Annotated in this window: 16 protein-coding genes; 6 read left to right on the top strand and 10 right to left on the bottom strand. The window is 64.4% G+C overall.

The window, feature by feature from the left end:
• Nucleotides 1-3 precede the first annotated feature (3 nt).
• The 4 genes from B5D62_RS31205 to B5D62_RS31220 are packed head-to-tail and all read right to left on the bottom strand — an operon-like array spanning nt 4 to nt 3702.
• The gene (locus tag B5D62_RS31205) at nt 4-384 is read right to left on the bottom strand and encodes a c-type cytochrome (RefSeq protein ID WP_085938008.1); all 381 of its coding nucleotides are present in this window, start codon (nt 382-384) and stop codon (nt 4-6) included.
• The gene (locus tag B5D62_RS31210; RefSeq protein WP_085938009.1) at nt 381-2642 is read right to left on the bottom strand and encodes a xanthine dehydrogenase family protein molybdopterin-binding subunit; all 2262 of its coding nucleotides are present in this window, start codon (nt 2640-2642) and stop codon (nt 381-383) included. The genes B5D62_RS31205 and B5D62_RS31210 overlap by 4 nt, the downstream gene beginning before the upstream one ends.
• A complete protein-coding gene (locus tag B5D62_RS31215) occupies nt 2642-3091 on the bottom strand; it encodes a (2Fe-2S)-binding protein (RefSeq protein ID WP_085938010.1) in 450 nt (149 codons plus the stop codon). Before B5D62_RS31215 ends, B5D62_RS31210 begins: the two co-directional genes overlap by 1 nt.
• Entirely contained in the window at nt 3091-3702 is a 612-nt protein-coding gene (locus tag B5D62_RS31220) for an NADPH-dependent FMN reductase (protein WP_085938011.1), read from the bottom strand. Before B5D62_RS31220 ends, B5D62_RS31215 begins: the two co-directional genes overlap by 1 nt.
• A gap of 190 nt (nt 3703-3892) precedes the next feature.
• Here B5D62_RS31220 and B5D62_RS31225 point away from each other — a divergent pair, with 190 nt between their 5' ends.
• Both B5D62_RS31225 and B5D62_RS31230 read left to right on the top strand, forming a co-directional pair.
• Entirely contained in the window at nt 3893-4807 is a 915-nt protein-coding gene (locus tag B5D62_RS31225) for a LysR family transcriptional regulator (protein WP_085938012.1), read from the top strand.
• A 35-nt stretch (nt 4808-4842) separates the two neighbouring features.
• Nucleotides 4843-5667 (top strand): amidohydrolase family protein, encoded by an 825-nt coding sequence (locus B5D62_RS31230; protein ID WP_085938013.1) that lies wholly within the window; start codon nt 4843-4845, stop codon nt 5665-5667.
• Here B5D62_RS31230 and B5D62_RS31235 read toward each other — a convergent pair.
• Both B5D62_RS31235 and B5D62_RS31240 read right to left on the bottom strand, forming a co-directional pair.
• Nucleotides 5655-6122 carry a CHRD domain-containing protein gene (locus B5D62_RS31235; protein WP_085938014.1) on the bottom strand — a complete coding sequence of 156 codons (468 nt, stop codon included), beginning with the start codon at nt 6120-6122 and terminating at the stop codon, nt 5655-5657. The genes B5D62_RS31230 and B5D62_RS31235 overlap by 13 nt on opposite strands.
• A gap of 21 nt (nt 6123-6143) precedes the next feature.
• Nucleotides 6144-7913 carry an NAD(P)/FAD-dependent oxidoreductase gene (locus B5D62_RS31240; protein WP_085938015.1) on the bottom strand — a complete coding sequence of 590 codons (1770 nt, stop codon included), beginning with the start codon at nt 7911-7913 and terminating at the stop codon, nt 6144-6146.
• A gap of 322 nt (nt 7914-8235) precedes the next feature.
• Between B5D62_RS31240 and B5D62_RS31245 the strand changes: the two genes are divergently transcribed.
• The gene (locus B5D62_RS31245) at nt 8236-9375 is read left to right on the top strand and encodes an amidohydrolase family protein (RefSeq protein ID WP_085938016.1); all 1140 of its coding nucleotides are present in this window, start codon (nt 8236-8238) and stop codon (nt 9373-9375) included.
• A 4-nt stretch (nt 9376-9379) separates the two neighbouring features.
• Here the strand turns inward: B5D62_RS31245 and B5D62_RS31250 are convergent, their stop codons facing one another.
• On the bottom strand, nt 9380-9961 hold the full coding sequence (locus B5D62_RS31250) for a helix-turn-helix domain-containing protein (RefSeq protein WP_085938017.1): 582 nt from the start codon (nt 9959-9961) through the stop codon (nt 9380-9382).
• A 54-nt stretch (nt 9962-10015) separates the two neighbouring features.
• On the opposite strand from B5D62_RS31250, the gene B5D62_RS31255 reads away from it, so the two are divergent.
• On the top strand, nt 10016-11017 hold the full coding sequence (locus B5D62_RS31255; RefSeq protein WP_085938018.1) for an NAD-dependent epimerase/dehydratase family protein: 1002 nt from the start codon (nt 10016-10018) through the stop codon (nt 11015-11017).
• Nucleotides 11018-11051: 34 nt separating this feature from the next.
• Here the strand turns inward: B5D62_RS31255 and B5D62_RS31260 are convergent, their stop codons facing one another.
• From B5D62_RS31260 to B5D62_RS31270, 3 genes are all read right to left on the bottom strand, one after another.
• Nucleotides 11052-11441 (bottom strand): hypothetical protein, encoded by a 390-nt coding sequence (locus B5D62_RS31260; protein ID WP_085938019.1) that lies wholly within the window; start codon nt 11439-11441, stop codon nt 11052-11054.
• 606 nt (nt 11442-12047) lie between these two features.
• A complete protein-coding gene (locus B5D62_RS31265) occupies nt 12048-12251 on the bottom strand; it encodes a YgaP family membrane protein (protein ID WP_085938020.1) in 204 nt (67 codons plus the stop codon).
• 18 nt (nt 12252-12269) lie between these two features.
• Entirely contained in the window at nt 12270-12581 is a 312-nt protein-coding gene (locus B5D62_RS31270; RefSeq protein WP_085938021.1) for an ArsR/SmtB family transcription factor, read from the bottom strand.
• A gap of 62 nt (nt 12582-12643) precedes the next feature.
• Here B5D62_RS31270 and B5D62_RS31275 point away from each other — a divergent pair, with 62 nt between their 5' ends.
• Together B5D62_RS31275 and B5D62_RS31280 are read left to right on the top strand one after the other, a co-directional pair.
• Entirely contained in the window at nt 12644-13615 is a 972-nt protein-coding gene (locus tag B5D62_RS31275) for an efflux RND transporter periplasmic adaptor subunit (protein WP_085938022.1), read from the top strand.
• Nucleotides 13612-16842 (top strand): efflux RND transporter permease subunit, encoded by a 3231-nt coding sequence (locus B5D62_RS31280; protein WP_085938023.1) that lies wholly within the window; start codon nt 13612-13614, stop codon nt 16840-16842. Before B5D62_RS31275 ends, B5D62_RS31280 begins: the two co-directional genes overlap by 4 nt.
• The last annotated feature ends 7 nt before the right edge of the window (nt 16843-16849 follow it).

The raw sequence follows: 16849 nt of genomic DNA on the forward strand, positions 1-16849 counted from the left end.
CCCTCACGGATGCAAAGTCTTCAGGTAGGCGATGACATTGCTGCGATCCCGCTCGTTTGTCAGGGTCATGAACATCTTCGTGCCATGCACCAGACCGTCGGGACTAAGCAGGAACCTGTCCAGCGTGGCCGAGTCCCAGGTAATGCCTGCGCTCTTCAGGGACGGCGAATAGTCGTAGCCCTCGACGGTGCCGCTCTTGCGTCCAAAGACATCGGACAGTGACGGTCCGATGCCGTTCTTGCCGGGTTCGGCCGAATGGCAGGCCGCGCAACGCCCGAAGACCCGCTGACCAGCCGCCGCATTGCCCTCGGCGGCAGATGCGTTCGTTGCCAGCAGACTGGCGACGAGGGCAGCCAGCAGGGTAGTCAAGATCCTGCCGGTCATCCGCTCGCCCTCAGCGATGCCGGATCGACCGGCAGTGCCCGAATGCGCTTTCCCGTCGCCGCAAAGATCGCGTTGCAGATCGCTGCCGATACCGGTGGAACCCCCGGTTCCCCGACGCCGCCCGGTGGCGCTTCGCTCGGCACCAGGTGAACGTGCACCTCGGGAGCGGCATCGATGCGCGCCACGGTGTAATCGGTGAAGTTGCTCTGTTCGGAGCGCCCATTGCGGAACGTGATGGCGCTGTAGAGCGTGTTGCCGAGGCCCATCACCGCAGCGCCCTCGAACTGGGCGCGGGCCCGCTCTGGATGCACACAGAGACCGCAATCGACCGCCATGTCGACGCGCGGCACGGAGACCTGCCCGTCGGCGCCGACCGCGACCTCGGCGATCACGGCGACATAGGTGAGGAAGCTACGGTGGACGGCGACGCCGCGCCCATGCCGAGGCGGCAACGGCTTGCCCCAACCAGACTGGTGGCCGACCAGCTCGAGGACGCCGCGCAGCCGCTTCGTGTCGATGGGATACAGCTCTGTCGACGCGCCGTAGTTGGGATAGTCGACGCCCGAAGCCTTGAGATCGATCACCCTGTCCGGCCCGATCAGTTCATGCAGGTACTCGAGAGGATCGCGGCGGGCAGCGTGGGCGAGTTCGTCGGCGAAGGAACCAACCGCGAAGGCGTGCGGGATATTGTAGACCGAGCGATACCAGCCGATGCGCACATGCGCCGCTGCCGGACCATTCTCACAGCGGATGTTGGGGATGGCGTAGGGCATGTCGGTCACGCCCTGCTGCAGTTCCCCGGCACTGCCGAAGGTGACGCCGGTCTGGAATGTCGACTGGATCGAGGGAAACACCGTGCGATGCAGCCAGGCGACCGGATGTCCTCTGTCGTCCAGAGCTGCCTCGAGGCGCTGGGCGCACACGGCATGGTAATAGCTGTGCTGCAGTTCGTCCTCGCGCGTCCAGGTGACCTTGACCGGCGCACCGGTGCGTTGCGCGAGGATCGCGGCCTCCGCCACATAGTCCGGCTTGGACTTGCGGCCGAAGCCGCCGCCCAGCAGCGTGACATTGATCGTCACCGCCTGCTCATCGAGCTTCAGGACCTGTGCCACCGTGGTCCGAGCCGCCTGCGGATTCTGGGTCGCGGTCCAGACCTCGCACTTCCCATCGGCAACCCGGGCAACGGCTGCCAGCGGTTCCATGGGGGCATGCGCCAGATGCGGCACGTAGTATTCAGCCTCGATGCGATGGCTGCTGGCGGCCAGGGCGGCGGGCGCGTCGCCTTCGCTGCGGACCGCGTGCCCCGGCGACCGAGCCGTGTCCCGCAGGGCATTCCGATAGCTGGCGGAGTCGTAGGACGCGTTTGGACCGAAGTCCCACTCGACCTTCAAGCGCTGACGCCCCTGCTGTGCGGCCCAGCTGTTGCGCGCGATGACGGCAATGCCGCCCAGCGGCAGGAAGCCGGAGGAAATCGGCGAAGGTGCGATCTGCAATACCTGCTCCACGCCCGGCACCGACATCGCCGCCCCGGCGTCGAACGACAGTGCCCGACCGCCGTAGACGGGACAGCGTTCGATCGACGCATGTTTCATGCCCGGCACGACAGTATCGATCCCGTACTGCGCCTTGCCCATCAGGATGTCGTGCAGGTCGACAATCGGAACGCCCGTGCCGATGTAGCGTCGCTCCTGCGGCTGCTTGAGCCGCAAGGCCGATTCCGGCGGAACCGGCAGCTTGGCGGCGGTATCGACAAGGGCGCCAAAATCGACACGCCGGCCGCTTGGGATGTGCACGACCTGATGATTTTCGGCTTTGCATTCATTGGCCGCCACGCCCCATTCCGTGGCCGCCGCGCTTTCGAGCATCTGCCGTGCCGTGGCGCCGGCCAGACGCATGGGCTGATAGAACTGTCGTGTACTGCGCGAGCCATCGGTGTTCTGGTCGCCATATTTGGCATCACCCGGCGCTTGTACGACCGAAACACGTTGCCAGTCGGCCTCGAGTTCGTCGGCCAGGACCATCGGCAAGGCCGTGCGGATGCCGGTGCCCATCTCCGACCGGTGAGCGACGATCGTTACGTGCCCGGAGCGCTCGATCGAGACATAGAGATTGGGCTTCAGGTCAGCCGGCCCCGGCGGCGCGGCATAGGCTTCGGGGAACAGGCGGCGTCCGCGAATCGTGACCCCCAACATCAGGCCCGACAGACCGACGGAACCGACCAGCAACGACCGGCGGCCAAGCTTGGTGACATTACTCATCACGCACCTCCGACCGACTTGATTGCCGCCTTGATCCGCTGATAGGTGCCGCAGCGGCAGATATTGCCGCTCATGGCATCGACGATCTGGCCATCGGTCGGCTTGGGCGTTTGCTTCAGCAACGCCGCCGCCTGCATGATCTGGCCAGGTTGGCAGTATCCGCATTGAGGGACGTTGAAACTTGCCCAGGCGCGCTGCAGCGGATGGCTGCCATCGGCGCTGAGACCCTCGATGGTGGTGACCTCCTTGCCGGCGGCGTCGCTGAGGCTGGTGATGCAAGCACGCACCGCTTCGCCATCGAGATGGATCGTGCAGGCGCCGCAGGCACCGACACCGCAGCCGAACTTGGTACCCGTAAGTCCGAGCACGTCGCGCAACACCCACAACAGCGGCATCTCCGCAGGCGCGTCGACATCGCGATGCACGCCATTCAACCGAAGCTCGGCCATCAGACCGCTCCCTCTTCCAGAACATGTGAGGACGCTGCGGCAGCCGCCGGAGCGCCACGGCCGACGTCCTTCAGCAGTGCGCCGATCGTTTCCAGCGCGAAACACAGGGACGATTCGTCCACGAACCTGCCGTCCGAGATCTTCGCCGCGATGTTGCCGATCACGATCTGCGGTCCGGCCACGATCCTGGCCCGGATCGCGAGCAGTACATCGTGAAGATGTGATTGGGCGCGCACACCGCCGGTGAAAGCAGGAGAAACCGAGATCACGACCACGGGCTTGCCCGTCAGTGCGGCAGCCCCGAGCGGACGCGACGCCCAATCGAGAGCGTTCTTCAAGGCGCCGGGCAGGCTGTGATTGTACTCCGGCGTAACAATGACGACCCCGTCACTTGCGGCGATGGACGCGCGAAAGCGACGCACCTCGTGCGGCGAGGCCTCGCCGTCCTCGTCTTCGCTATACAGTGGCAGCCTGGGCTCATGCAGCGCGAGCCGGACATCGGGTGGAAGAATCGCCTGCAACGCCTCGAGGACCGATCTGCAGTAGGAGTTGCGGCGCAAGCTTCCGGAAAGGCCGAACAGGCGGACAGCCGGCTGTATGTCGATGGTCATTGCTCCACTCTCTTCGTGTCGGAGGCGGGAGACGTCCGCAGTGCGCAAGCCGGTGGGGCGCAGGGGGAATGCTTGACCGCAACCGCGGCGTCTCCCGTCGCACGAGGACATGGGCTGCGCGGATTCATCCTTCCAATGGAATATCGAGATCGGATTATTCTGTGCTTGAGCTTAATCTGGAGGAGTGATCATGGAATTGCGCCAGCTTGAGCACTTCCTTGCGGTCGCCGACGAGAAGCATTTCACCCGTGCCGCCAAGCGCGTGAACATCGTCCAATCGGGATTATCCGCATCGATCCGGTCGCTGGAGCAGGAGCTCAGGGCCGACCTGCTGATCCGCTCGACCCGGCGGGTCGAACTCACCATGGTCGGTCGCGTTTTCTATGAACAGGCGAAGCGCATCCTCAGCGCCGCCAAGGATGCGCGCGATGCTGTGGCGGCGGCTCAGAGTCTCAATGTCGGCAAACTGTCGATCGGCACCGTACAAAGTCTCGGTCCGTTCATCGATCTGCCTGTCCTGCTGGAGCGGTTTCACGCGCGCCATCCCAATATCGAAATCCAGCTCTGCCAGGGCGGATCGGCATCGCTGCTCGAGAAGATCCGAGTGGGCGAACTCGATCTTGCCTTCGCTCCCGTGCTCGATCCGCCGCGGGGAATCGAAACGACACTGATCGCCTGCGAGGAGATGGTGCTGGCCTGTCCGCGCGGCCATCGTCTTGCGGGCCACAGCAAGATCTCGCTGCTCGATCTCAAGGACGAGCCGTTCATCGATTTCCAGCTTGGCTGGGGTACCCGGCTCATCATCGACAGCGCTTTTGCCGAAGCACGTATCGGACGGCGCATGGCGTTCGAGGTCGCGGATCTCGGAACATTGCTCGATCTCGTCGCGCGCGGCCTCGGCGTCGCCCTGGTCCCCGAGCCCGTTGCGCTCGCGCGAACGAAGATCGAGGGGGGCCTCGGCATCGCCACCGCGCAGTTGACGCGGCCGGAGATCTGCTGGGAACTCGTCCTGGCCTTCTCGTCCCGCAACGGCGGCCGGCAACCAGGCAATCCAGCTGGCCGGGCCTTTGTCGACTTGCTGAAGGAAATCCGGCCGATGTCCTAGTATGACCGGAAGGACAGTCCAGGGAGGCAAAGCCAATGAAGATCGTCGACGCGCAGGTGCATATCTGGTCGCAGACCGTCACGCCGCCGACGGGCAAGCATCGCAAGATCCCGCAGGTCACCGCCGAGGACATGCTGAAGGAGATGGACGAGGCGGGCGTCGATGCGGCGTTGATCCATCCGCCCCTCTCCTGGGATCCGAGCTCCCAGGAGATGGCGCTGGCGGCGGCGCGTAAATATCCCGATCGCTTTGCCGTGATGGGCCAGTTCGATCCCCGCAATCCGGCCAACCGCACGCTCATCCATGGTTGGCGCGATCAACCCGGCATGATAGGCCTGCGCTGGGCGCTGCTGCAGCCGGAGGAGCAGAAGCTGCTGCACGAAGGCGCGCTGGATTGGATCTGGCCGGAAGCGGAGAAGGAAGGACTGGCCGTCGCCATGATGGGCGGCATCTTCCTCAAGCAGTTCCGCTCCATCGCCGAGCGCTATCCGAGGCTGAAGCTCATCCTCGACCATTGTGGACTCAATCGGCTCGGCCAAGACGCCGAAGCCTTCATCCATCTCGATGAGATGCTGGCGCTGGCCAAGCTGCCCAATGTCGCCGTCAAGGCGACAGGGGCACCGCATTACTCGACCGAACCCTACCCGTTTCGCAACATCCAGGACGGGTTGCATCGCATCTTCGATGCCTTCGGCCCCGATCGCGTCTTCTGGGGCACCGACATCACCCGCATGCCCTGCAGCTATCGCCAGTGCGTGACCTTCTTCACCGAGGAACTGCCCTGGCTGCAGGGCCAGGACCTCGAGAAGGTGATGGGCCGCGCGCTCTGCGCGTGGATCGGCTGGAACTACTCCTTCTGACGGCCCGAGGTCCGTTTCACCAAGCCCCTTATCTCGCCGTCCGGGAATTTCTCGGTCTTGATGTCGATGTACCAACGGCCCGCCAGCAGATCGGCCGCCTGCTGGGGCGTGAGCGTTGCGCTTCCGGCGTGGGTGGTACCGTCGAACGGCGCATAGAGTTCGACCAGCGCCGCGTCCTGGCCGAGCGCGTCGGGGCCATGGAACTCGGCGCGCCGGATCGGCGAACTGAGGGCGTTCACCACCAGACGCCATTTGAAGATATGCGTCGACGTCGAATAGAGCGCGGTCAGATAACCGCCAGCCTTGCTGTCGGTCGGCGGGACTTCCTGTGCACCGCTCAGCGTGCTGCCAAGATCGATATTCGATCCGACGGGATCGCTGAAGTAGGACATGCATCCGGCCAGGCCGGTCAAGGTCGCCAGCAGAAGACAGGCACGCAGTATCTTTTTCGCCATCGTCAGTCCCGTGTGTGTCGCTCAGGCCCGATGATGCACCGGCGTCATGCCGTAGACGGGCGTGGCAATTCGTTCCAGCCGCGCCTTGAGCTGCAGCGCCAGGTAGCGGGAGTAATGCCTCGACTGCGCGAGGTTACCGCCGTGGAACCAGAGCCCCTCCTGGGCGGTCGGCTTCCACATGTTGCGCAATTCGCCCTCCCACGGGCCCGGATCCTTCGCGGTATCCGATCCCAAACCCCAGCATTTACCGACCTTGTCGGCGACTTCCTGCGAGATCAGCGCGGCGGCCCATTGGTTCATCGAACCATAGCCGGTGGCATAGACCACGAGGTCGGCCGCCAGCGCCCGACCATCCTTCAGAACGACTGCGCTCTCGGTGAGGTGATCGATCTCCACTCCGGCGCAGAGCTTGATGCGGCCATCTGCAATCAGGTCCGACGCGCCGACATCGATGTAGTAGCCGGAGCCGCGGCGCATATACATCTGGCCAATGCCAGTTTCGTCCTCGCCGAAGGTCAGCTGGAATCCGGCCGCCTTCAGGCGATCGTAAAAGTCGGCGTCCTCCTTCTTCATCTGTGCCGTGACCGGCCGTGCCGCGGCCGGCTGCAACGCGTAGGGCCATGACGCGGCGGTGAAATCCGCTATTTCGGTGGTGATGCCGGCGTGCACCGCTTCCTCTGAATAGAGCGGACGGCCGATACGGGCCAACGTCTCGGAGCGCGCCACCAACGTCGGCGAGCGCTGGATCATGGTGACATCGGCACCGTGCTCCCAGAGATCCCCAGCAATGTCATGCGCCGAGTTGTTGGCGCCGACCACCACGCAACGCTTGCCGCTCCATCCTTCGCCGCCGGGATGGTCGCTCGAATGATGTTGCGTGCCCCTGAAGCGATCGGCCCCCGGGAAGCGCGGCACCTGGGGAAAGCCGGACATGCCGGTCGCCAGCACGAGATGCTTGGGCTTGAGCGTGAACGATTCGCCCGCGCGATCGACTTCGACCGTCCATTCGCTCCTGACCTCATCCCACGCCGCACTCTTGCAAGCGGTGGAGTTCCAGATGTCGAGTTCCATGATCTTGGCGTAGGCCTCGAGCCAATCGCCCATCTTGTCCTTGGGCGTATAGATCGGCCAATGATCGGGAAATGGCAGATAAGGCAGGTGGTCGTACCAGACCGGATCGTGCAGGCAGAGCGACTTGTAGCGCTTGCGCCAGGCATCGCCCGGGCGCTCGTGGCGATCGACGATCAGCGTCGGCACGCCCAGACGCTTGAGCCTCGCACCAAGGCCAAGGCCGCCCTGACCAGCGCCGACGATCAGCACGAAAGGCTGGCGAGTGATGCCGAGTTCCGCTGTGTCGGCCTGACGCCGGTCGGTCCAGGTCACACGATTGGGAATGGCGCCGTGCTGCGTACCGATCTCGCGGGTCGGGCCGCTTTTCTCCTCGAAGCTCTTGAGTTCGGTCAGCGCCGTCAGGAAGGTCCAGGCCTTGCCGTCTTTGAGCCGAAGATGGCCACGTCCGCGGCCCACTTCAGTCTCGAATGTGAACCAGCCATCGGCTCCGTCGATCACGAAGGAGTGAGGCTGCACGTCGGCAAGCCGGGCCTGCAGCATGTTGCCGATGGCGTCCTGGCCTTCGAAGGTGACGATGTTCCAGGTGAACGCGACGAGATCGCGCCAATAGCTGGTGTCAGCAAACAGTGCCAGCGCCGCGGCGATGTCGTTGTGCTGGAGCGCACGCGCAAAGCGGTCGAGCCACTGCGTCGTGGCGAGGGATTTGTCGGGGATGTTCACGCCTTGTGGTTAGCGCGCGGCTTGCAGCACCGCAACGTCCTGTCTGTTGCCCAATTTTTCTGTTCCGAGCCGCGATGGGGCACGGCCGGAGCCGACAGGAAGTCGCCCGCCCTCTTCGCGCGAGCTCGGCCGATCGACAAGCGGTGAACACGCTGGTTACGCACTTACCAGCATAACGGCCTCACTTGTACCAGCGTAAGGATTCAGGCGGATTGCCCGACAGGCGCGGCCAGTTGCGGCCGCCCAGACTTCGATCTGCGGATTTGCCTTCTTGTCGACTCTCGCCGGCCAGGAGGAAGATTACGACAGGAGGAACGCGCCAATGAAATACGACGTCATCTCCGCCGACGGCCATGTCGATCTGATCTGGCTGCCGCCTGATCTCTTCACCCGCAATGCCTCGGCAGCCTTCAAGGACCGCATGCCCTATGTTGTCGACGGTCCGAAAGGACCGGAGTGGACCAGCAGCAAGGGGGCGAAGTTCGGCCTCGTGAACGGCATGGGCTCGGCCGGGCGCGAATATGTGCCCGGTGTCATCCATCGTTCGGATCGCATGGCTTCCACGGGTCTCTATGACGACGGCAAGAAGGGGATTCGCCGCCTCACCGAGCCCGATCTGCGCCTGAAGGATCAGGATCGCGATGGCGTGCAGGCCGAGGTATTGTACGGCATCCTGGGCGCCAGCGGCCGCCTCAACGATCCGGAGGCCTCGACCGAGGTGCTGCGCATCTACAACGACTGGCTGCACGAATTCTGCAAAGCCGCACCGGACCGGCTGATCGGTCTCGCCAACATTCCCAACCACGACATGGACGTCGCCGTCACCGAGATGATGCGCAACGCCAGGCGCGGCGTGCGCGGCTTCGACGTCGCCAACAAGCCCGACATGACGCCGCTCTGGGATCCGTTCTGGGAACCGTTGTGGCAAGCGGCACACGAGACTGGCATTCCCATTCACTTCCACACGATCGGCGGCCGGTCTCCCGATACCAGCAAGATGCCGCATCACGTGGTCCGTCGCGTCCAGGCCGCGCACATCACGCATTTCCAGATGCATATGAGCTACATGCTGATGGCGCTCATCTATTCGGGCGCGCCGGAGCGCTATCCGAACCTGAAAATCGTCATCGGCGAAGCAGGTCTCGGCTGGATCCCCTATGTGCTGCAGCACATGGATCTCGAATGGGAAGACCAGTTCAAGGATCTCGATCTCAAGATGAAGCCGAGCGAGTACTGGCACCGGCAGTTCTACGCCACATACCAGACCGATCCCGTCGGCATCCGGCTGCTCGACCTGCTGGGTGAGGACAATGTCATGTGGGGTTCCGATTATCCGCATCCGGACGGCATCTGGCCGGATTCGCAGGAGTTCCTCGATCGCGAGCTCGACAGCATCGGCGCCGAAACACGGCGCAAGATTACCCGGGACAACGCGATGAAGCTTTACCGGCTGGCCAACTAGACGTTCACTCCGGTTCGCTGCCGGAGTGCATGGTCTCGACCAGGCGGGCATAGGACCCGTCGGACAGCCGAAGTCGCGTCCAGCGTACCTGGCTCGGACGAATAGGCACCTCGGCATATCTGTTCGCGCCCGTGCTCAGGATCACGGGCGCGGCCGCGGGCTCATACCAGCCGAGATCGGCGAGTTGCCGTTCAGCGTGCTGGATATCCTCGCTGGCGTAGCGCCACAACGACAGTCCGTGGAGACTCTCCGGACTGACCTGCCAGGCCTGGGCGCGCGGCCGCGACGCCGCCAGCAAGCGATGGGTCGCGTCACAGATCAGATGCACCGGCAGCCTGCTGCTGACGACGAGTTGCAGCAGGGCGGCATCGGCTGCGCCATCCGGTGTCGCGCCCAGCATCTCGCGGAGCCGGGCTGCTTCGCGGGCTGATGGCGATTGGCGTCCGCTCTCCCAACGCGAGATCGTGGCTTGCGATACGTGGAGCAGCTCGGCGGCGTGACCTTGCTTGACGCGACGCGCTTGCCGCCACGCCCTCAGGGCGCGTCCCAGTGCCGGCCGCGGCGGCAAAGGAATATCCGGTTCCATGACACGCATATCTTATACGTGGTGCTGGCGAGCCCAAAGTGGAAGGACGGAAGCATGAAGGCTCTCGTCACCGGCAGCTCCGGTCATCTGGGAGAGGCGCTGATGCGCCGTCTCGCCTGCCTGCGCCACGATGCGGTTGGTCTCGATATCATCCCCGGACCTTTCACCAGTCGCGTCGGTGGAATCGCGGATCGCCACTGTATCGCCGACTGCATGGCCGGCGTGGAGGTGGTGTTTCATGCCGCCGCCCTTCACAAGCCGCATGTCGCGACGCACAGCCGGCAGGACTTCATCGATACCAACATCACCGGGACGCTGACGCTGCTGGAGGAAGCGGTTCGCCGACAGGTCCGTGCGTTCATCTTTACCAGCACGACGAGCGTGTTCGGCGATGCCCTGATCCCGCCTCCGGAAGCGCCGTGTGCCTGGATCACCGAAGAGGTGCCGCCCGTGCCGAAGAACATCTACGGCGTCACCAAGGCGGCAGGCGAGGATCTCTGCCACCTCTTCCATCGCAACCAGGATCTGCCGTCGATCGTGCTGCGCACCTCGCGCTTCTTTCCCGAGGAAGACGACAGTGCCGACGCCCGCGCCCTCTATGACGATGCCAATCTCAAGGCCAACGAATTCCTGTTCCGCCGTGTCGAACTCGAAGATGTCGTCGAGGCGCACTTGCAGGCGGCGGCGAAGGCCGCGCAGATCGGCTTCGGCCGCTACATCGTCAGCGCCACCACACCGTTCGGTCGCCACGACCTGGCGGATCTGCGTGCCGACGCTACTGCGGTCGTGCGACGATACGTGCCGGACTATGTCCCGATCTATGAACGACGCGGCTGGACGATGATGCCGACCGTCGATCGCGTCTATGTCAACGCGCGGGCACGGTGCGATCTCGGCTGGGCACCGCACTTTGATTTCCGCACCATCCTCGACAAGCTGGAGAAGGACAACGATATCCGTAGCCCGCTCGCCAAGGCCGTGGGCTCAAAGGGCTATCACAGCGAGACGTTCGAAGAGGGGCCCTATCCCGTGGACGACTCTGCACGGCGCGGCTGACCGTGCATCACGCGACTGACGACGTTCGCTGTAGTCAGCGTCCCGAATTTTGGGCGACGGCAGCGCCGCCGCTGGTCGTCGCGGCGGCTGCCTTGATATCCGCGGCCTGCTGCGCGATCCCGAGCTTGCGATTGCACAGCGGCCAATTCCAGGCGCCATCCTTCTCGAAGATCACGAACTTCGCCAGTTCGGCCGCCTGCTGATAGTCGTGAGCGAGCGCAACCGCCTCCTTCACGGAGAGCGTCCGGCCATCCATCTGCTGCACGTAATTGATGACGGTGCGCGGGGAAAACTGGAACCGCCCGACGAAAGCACCGCGGCCGCCATAGATCGGCGTGTAGGAATCACCATGACCGCCCGTCTCGCAGACCGCGAGCTGCCGCATCATCTCGTCCTTGCGCTCATCGATCTCGCGTAGGCGCATGTCTTCAGCCGCAACGGAAGAAGCGGACTGACTTTGGACGGGAGGCTTGGTGCAGCCAGCGATTGCGAGCAGCACCAGCAGGAAGGGAAAACGAGCTGTTGTTCTCACGCGGTCGCATGATTCCTACGAATTGCGCCGGAGTAAACCCTCTATTTGTGGATTTCTTCATCCTACCTGTTCGAAGTGAACGCACCCAACATCTTGTGCGCAATTTCTTTGCGTCGCTCCCATCTACATTTGCGAAGAACGACTCATCGACATCCGCAGGATGCTTCACTGCATACACGCTGTCGCCGCGTACTTCACAGGATGTGTGATACTTTCGCGCATTCGGTTGTACGTTGGATTCCGTGACAATCTCGCTTGCGATGAGCTCGCGTTGCCGACGAACGCCCTTCCCGCTCGCCTTCTGATCTTTCCGATTAGTGCATGTGATGCAACGACGTTATTCGGTCTGCGGGAACAGCCTTGGGACAAATGCGCGGAATCTCGCCTTCGCTGAAATCCACAACATCTTGATCGCGCGCGCAGACGCGCATGCGATGTCAATCTCGTGAGATCGTTCGCAATCTGGAATTCCGACAGCGCCTCGAGCGTCCGCAGACGTCAGGAGAAGGCGCAGCCGGCCTTCATCCCGAGGCGCTTGAAGATCATCGCCGCCGGGCAAAAGCCGGTGAACGAGGCTTGCACCATGTTGAGTCCGACGAAGGCCGTGAACCACAGCCAGTAAGGGCTGTGGAGCTGGCTCAGCGCGAGGCTCACCAAAATCATCACACCGGCAAAAGCCAGAACCGCACGATCAATGGACATGGTCATCTCCTTCACAGGCTACCGCCCGCGTCGTGCGGGCCGGCAATACAGATCGTAGAGGACGCCGATCAGGCGCCTCACGCCGTCATTGGCGAGCGAATAGTGGATGGTCTGCGCCTCGCGCCGTGTCTTGACGATGCCGGCTTCACGCAGCTTGGCCAGGTGCTGCGACAGCGCTGACTGGCTCAAGCCAGCGACGGCCTCGAGTTCACCGACCGACCGCTCACCCTCCGACAGCTCGCACAGCACGATCAGCCGCCGATCATTGGCAATCGACTTCAGGAAAGCCGCCGCCTCCGACGCTTTCGCTTTGACGTCCTCAACATTCATACTTGCTAAATTAGTTTTAACTAATATATCTGTCAAGCCCGACCATCAGAAAGATCGCGAGAATGATCCGCAAAGCTCTCCTTGCTGCCGGCGCGCTGCTGGGACTCCATCTGCCCGCGGCGGCACAGGATGTCGCCGTCACGCGCCGACTGGTCGACGACCGCAAGGCCGTGATCGCGACCGTCGAGCCGATCCGCGAGCTCAAGGCACGCGCCCGTATCGGCGGGACCGTGACGGCTCTCACAGTCCGCGAAGGCGATGCGGTGCAGGCGGGTCAGCAGATCGCCACCGTCGTCGATCCCAAGCTTGCGCTGCAGATACAGGCGCTCGAATCGCGCAACGAAGCCCAGGCGGCGATACGAGAGCAGGCGCAGATCGATTTCGCCCGCGTTCAGCAGTTGCGACCCTCGGGCGCCGCGTCGCAGGCGCAGGTTGACCAGGCCCGGACGCGGCTGGAGGCGGCGGAACGCATGCTGCAGGCGCTGCGTTCGGATCGCGAGGTCGTGAATCAGCAATCGACGGAAGGTGCGGTGCTGGCGCCTGGAGCCGGACGTATCCTGAACGTGCCCATTGCCATCGGCAGCGTCGTCATGTCCGGCGAGACCATCGCCACCCTGGCGACCGACAACTACATCCTGCGCCTGCAGTTGCCGGAGCGGCATGCGCGCTTCATGAAGGTCGGCGACGCGATCCTGATCGGCGCGCGCGGCCTCCAGCAGCAGGGACAGGAGACGCTGCGGCGCGGCACGGTCCGACTCGTCTATCCGCAGATCGATCAGGGCCGCGTGATCGCCGATGCCGATGTCGAGGGGCTGGGCGATTACTTCGTCGGCGAGCGCACGCGTGCCTACGTGGCCACCGGCCAGCGTGACGCGCTGGTGGTGCCGGAAGGCTATGTCTATCGCCGCTTCGGCGTCAGCTACCTCAAGCTGAAGAGCGGCGAGGAAGTCGTCGTCCAGGTCGGCCTGCCGGTCGAGGGCGGCGTCGAGATCCTGGCTGGTGTCCGCGAAGGCGACGTGGTGGTCCGGCCATGAAACTCGGTTTTTCCGGCCTGCTGACGCGCGCGACCATCTCCTCGCCGCTGACGCCCCTGTTCCTGGTGGCGGCCCTGATCGTCGGCGTGCTGGCTCTGCTCGGCCTGCCGCGCGAGGAGGAGCCGCAGATCAGCGTCCCGATGGTCGACATCATCGTCAGCGCCAACGGCTACAAGGCCGGCGATGCGATCGAACTCATCACCAAGCCGCTCGAGGACATCGTCAAGGGCATCAGCGGCGTCGAACACGTCTACTCGACGACAGACGACGATCAGGTTCTGGTGACGGCACGCTTCCTCGTCGGCACCGACCAGGATACGGCCCTCCTGCGCATCCACGAGAAGATCCGCGCCAACATAGCCGATCTTCCCAAGGGCATTCCCGAGCCGCTGATCGTCGGCCGCGGCATCAACGACGTGGCGATCGTGACCCTCACCCTGGCGCCAAAGCCGGAGGCTGCTGCCCGCTGGACCGACAACGGCCTGTTCCAGATCGCCGACGAGCTGCGCCACGAGCTCGTCAAGGTCGACGATGTGGGATTGAGCTACATCGTCGGCGGCAGCCCCAATCAGATCCGCGTCGAGCCCGATCCGGAACGGCTGGCGCTCTACGGCATCACGCTGAACCAGCTCGTCGACAAGCTGAACAACGCCAACCGCTCCTTCCTCGTCGGTGCCTTCCGGCAACTCGACAAGAACGTCCCCGTCGTTGCCGGCCAGACTTTGCAGGGCGTGCCCGACATCGGGCTGTTGCTGCTGACCTCGCGCGACGGTCGGCCTGTCTATCTGAAGGACGTCGCGTCCGTCGTGGTCGGCGCGGCGGAACCCGGCCACCATACCTGGGCGCTCGACCGCACAGCGTCGGGGCAACTCGATAAGCGCCCGATGGTGACCGTCGCCTTCGCCAAGCGGCGCGGCGCCAATGCCGTCATCGTCGCCGATCAGATCATGGGGCGGCTGAAGACCGTGGAGGGTCGGCTGGTACCGGCCGACGTCACCGTGACCGTGAGCCGCAACTACGGCGAAACGGCAACCGAGAAGGCCGACGAGCTCCTGTTCCACCTTGCGCTCGCCACTGTCTCGATCGTGTTGCTGATCACTCTTACGGTCGGGTGGCGCGAGGGGCTGGTCGTGCTGGTCGTGATACCGACTACCATCCTGCTCACCCTCTTCGCCTCCTGGCTGATGGGCTACACGATCAATCGCGTCAGCCTGTTTGCGCTGATCTTCTCGATCGGCATCCTGGTCGACGACGCTATCGTCGTGGTGGAGAACATCGTGCGCCACTGGCAGGCCAAGCGGGGCGCCGATCTCGAGACGACCGCGGTCGAGGCCGTGGCGGAAGTCGGCAATCCGACCATCGTCGCCACCCTCACCATCGTCGTGGCCCTGCTGCCGATGATGTTCGTCAGCGGGATGATGGGGCCCTACATGAGCCCGATCCCCGCCAACGCCTCTATGGCGATGGTGTTCTCCTTCTTCGTCGCCGTCGTCATCACGCCATGGCTGCTGATCCGGATCGCCGGACGCCATGTCGCGCGCGCCGCGGCGTCGGGCGAGGTCGCGCATCATGACGAGGTCGGCGCTCTCGGCCGCTTCTATCTGCGCATCGCCCGCCCGCTGCTGACCGGCCGTCACCGCGCCAAGGTGTTCCTCGCTGCGACGACCGCGGCCACGGTGGCGGTCTGCGCCCTGTTCGCCACCAGCGACGTCACGGTCAAGCTGCTGCCTTTCGACAACAAGTCGGAGCTGCAGGTCGTGGTCGACCTCCCGCAATCGGCCACCCTCGAGGATACGGAGCGTTTCCTGACGGCGGCGGCCGAGCGCCTGAAGGATCTGCCGGAACTCACCTCCCTGCAGCTCTATGCCGGGACCTCGGCGCCGTTCAACTTCAACGGGCTGGTGCGGCACTATTATCTGCGCAGCCGCCCCGACCAGGGTGACCTGCAGATCAACCTGCTGCCAAAGGGCGAGCGCAGCCGCGCCAGCCACGCGATCGCGCTCGACGTGCGCAAGCGCCTGGAAAGTCTGCCCAAGCTCCCGGGCACGGTCGTGAAGGTGGTCGAGGTGCCGCCCGGACCGCCGGTGCTCGCCACCCTGCTGGCCGAGATCTACGGCAACGACGAGACCGCCCGGCGCGATGCAGCGGCGAAGGTCCGCGAAGCCTTCGCCAAGGTGCCATTCGTGGTCGATGTCGACGACACCTTCCATCAGCCCGGGGAGCGAGTGCGCTTCGAGATCAACCAGGAGAACCTCGAGTTCTATGGTGTCAACGAGCAGGCCGTGTACGACACCATCGCCGCTGTCCTCGGCGGCGTGAAAGTGGGCTATTCCCAGCGCGGTCACGGCGCCAAGCCGATCGAGATCGTGGTCAAGCTGCCGCGCAGCGCCGAATGGCTGGGCGAGCGCATCCTGTCGACCCCGCTCGCGGCCGGCGGCACGACGCGCCAGGGACGCAACGTCGAGCTGGGCGACGTGGTGACCGTGAAGCGCGAACCCGGCTCCTACAGCCTGTTCCGCCGCGACGGCCGCTTCGCGGAGATGGTGCAGGCCGACGTCGCCGGCCGCTTCGAGGCGCCCATCTACGGTATGCTCGCGGTCGAGGACGAGATCGCCAAGCTCGACTGGGGCAAGGCCGGACTGCTGCCCGTTCACTATCACGGCCAGCCCAAGGACGAATCGAAGCCGTCGCTGCTGTGGGATGGCGAGTGGGAGGTGACCTACGTCACCTTCCGCGACATGGGCGCAGCCTTCGGCGTCGCCATCCTCGGCATCTACCTGCTGGTGGTGGCCCAGTTCGGCTCCTACCGGTTGCCGCTGGTGATCCTGACGCCGGTGCCGCTCACCCTGATCGGCATCGTGCTCGGCCACTGGATGCTGGGCGCACCCTTCACGGCGACCTCGATGATCGGCTTCATTGCGCTTGCCGGCATCATCGTGCGCAACTCGATCCTGCTGGTGGACTTCATCCAGCGCCTGCGGGCGGAAGGAAAGGGCCTGCGTGATGCCCTGCTCGAAGCGGGTGCCATCCGCTTCAAGCCGATCTTCCTCACCGCGGCGGCGGCGATCATCGGCGCCGCCTTCATCATCGCCGACCCGATCTTCCAGGGCCTGGCGATCTCCCTGGTGTTCGGCCTCGCCTCCTCGACCGCCCTCACCGTGCTGGTGATCCCGGCGATCTATGTCTGGCTGCGCGACGACGGCAAGGCCATGAGCACGCCGCGCTGAGTGGACG

This window comes from Enhydrobacter aerosaccus, from assembly GCF_900167455.1.
Lineage (GTDB): Bacteria > Pseudomonadota > Alphaproteobacteria > Reyranellales > Reyranellaceae > Reyranella > Reyranella aerosaccus.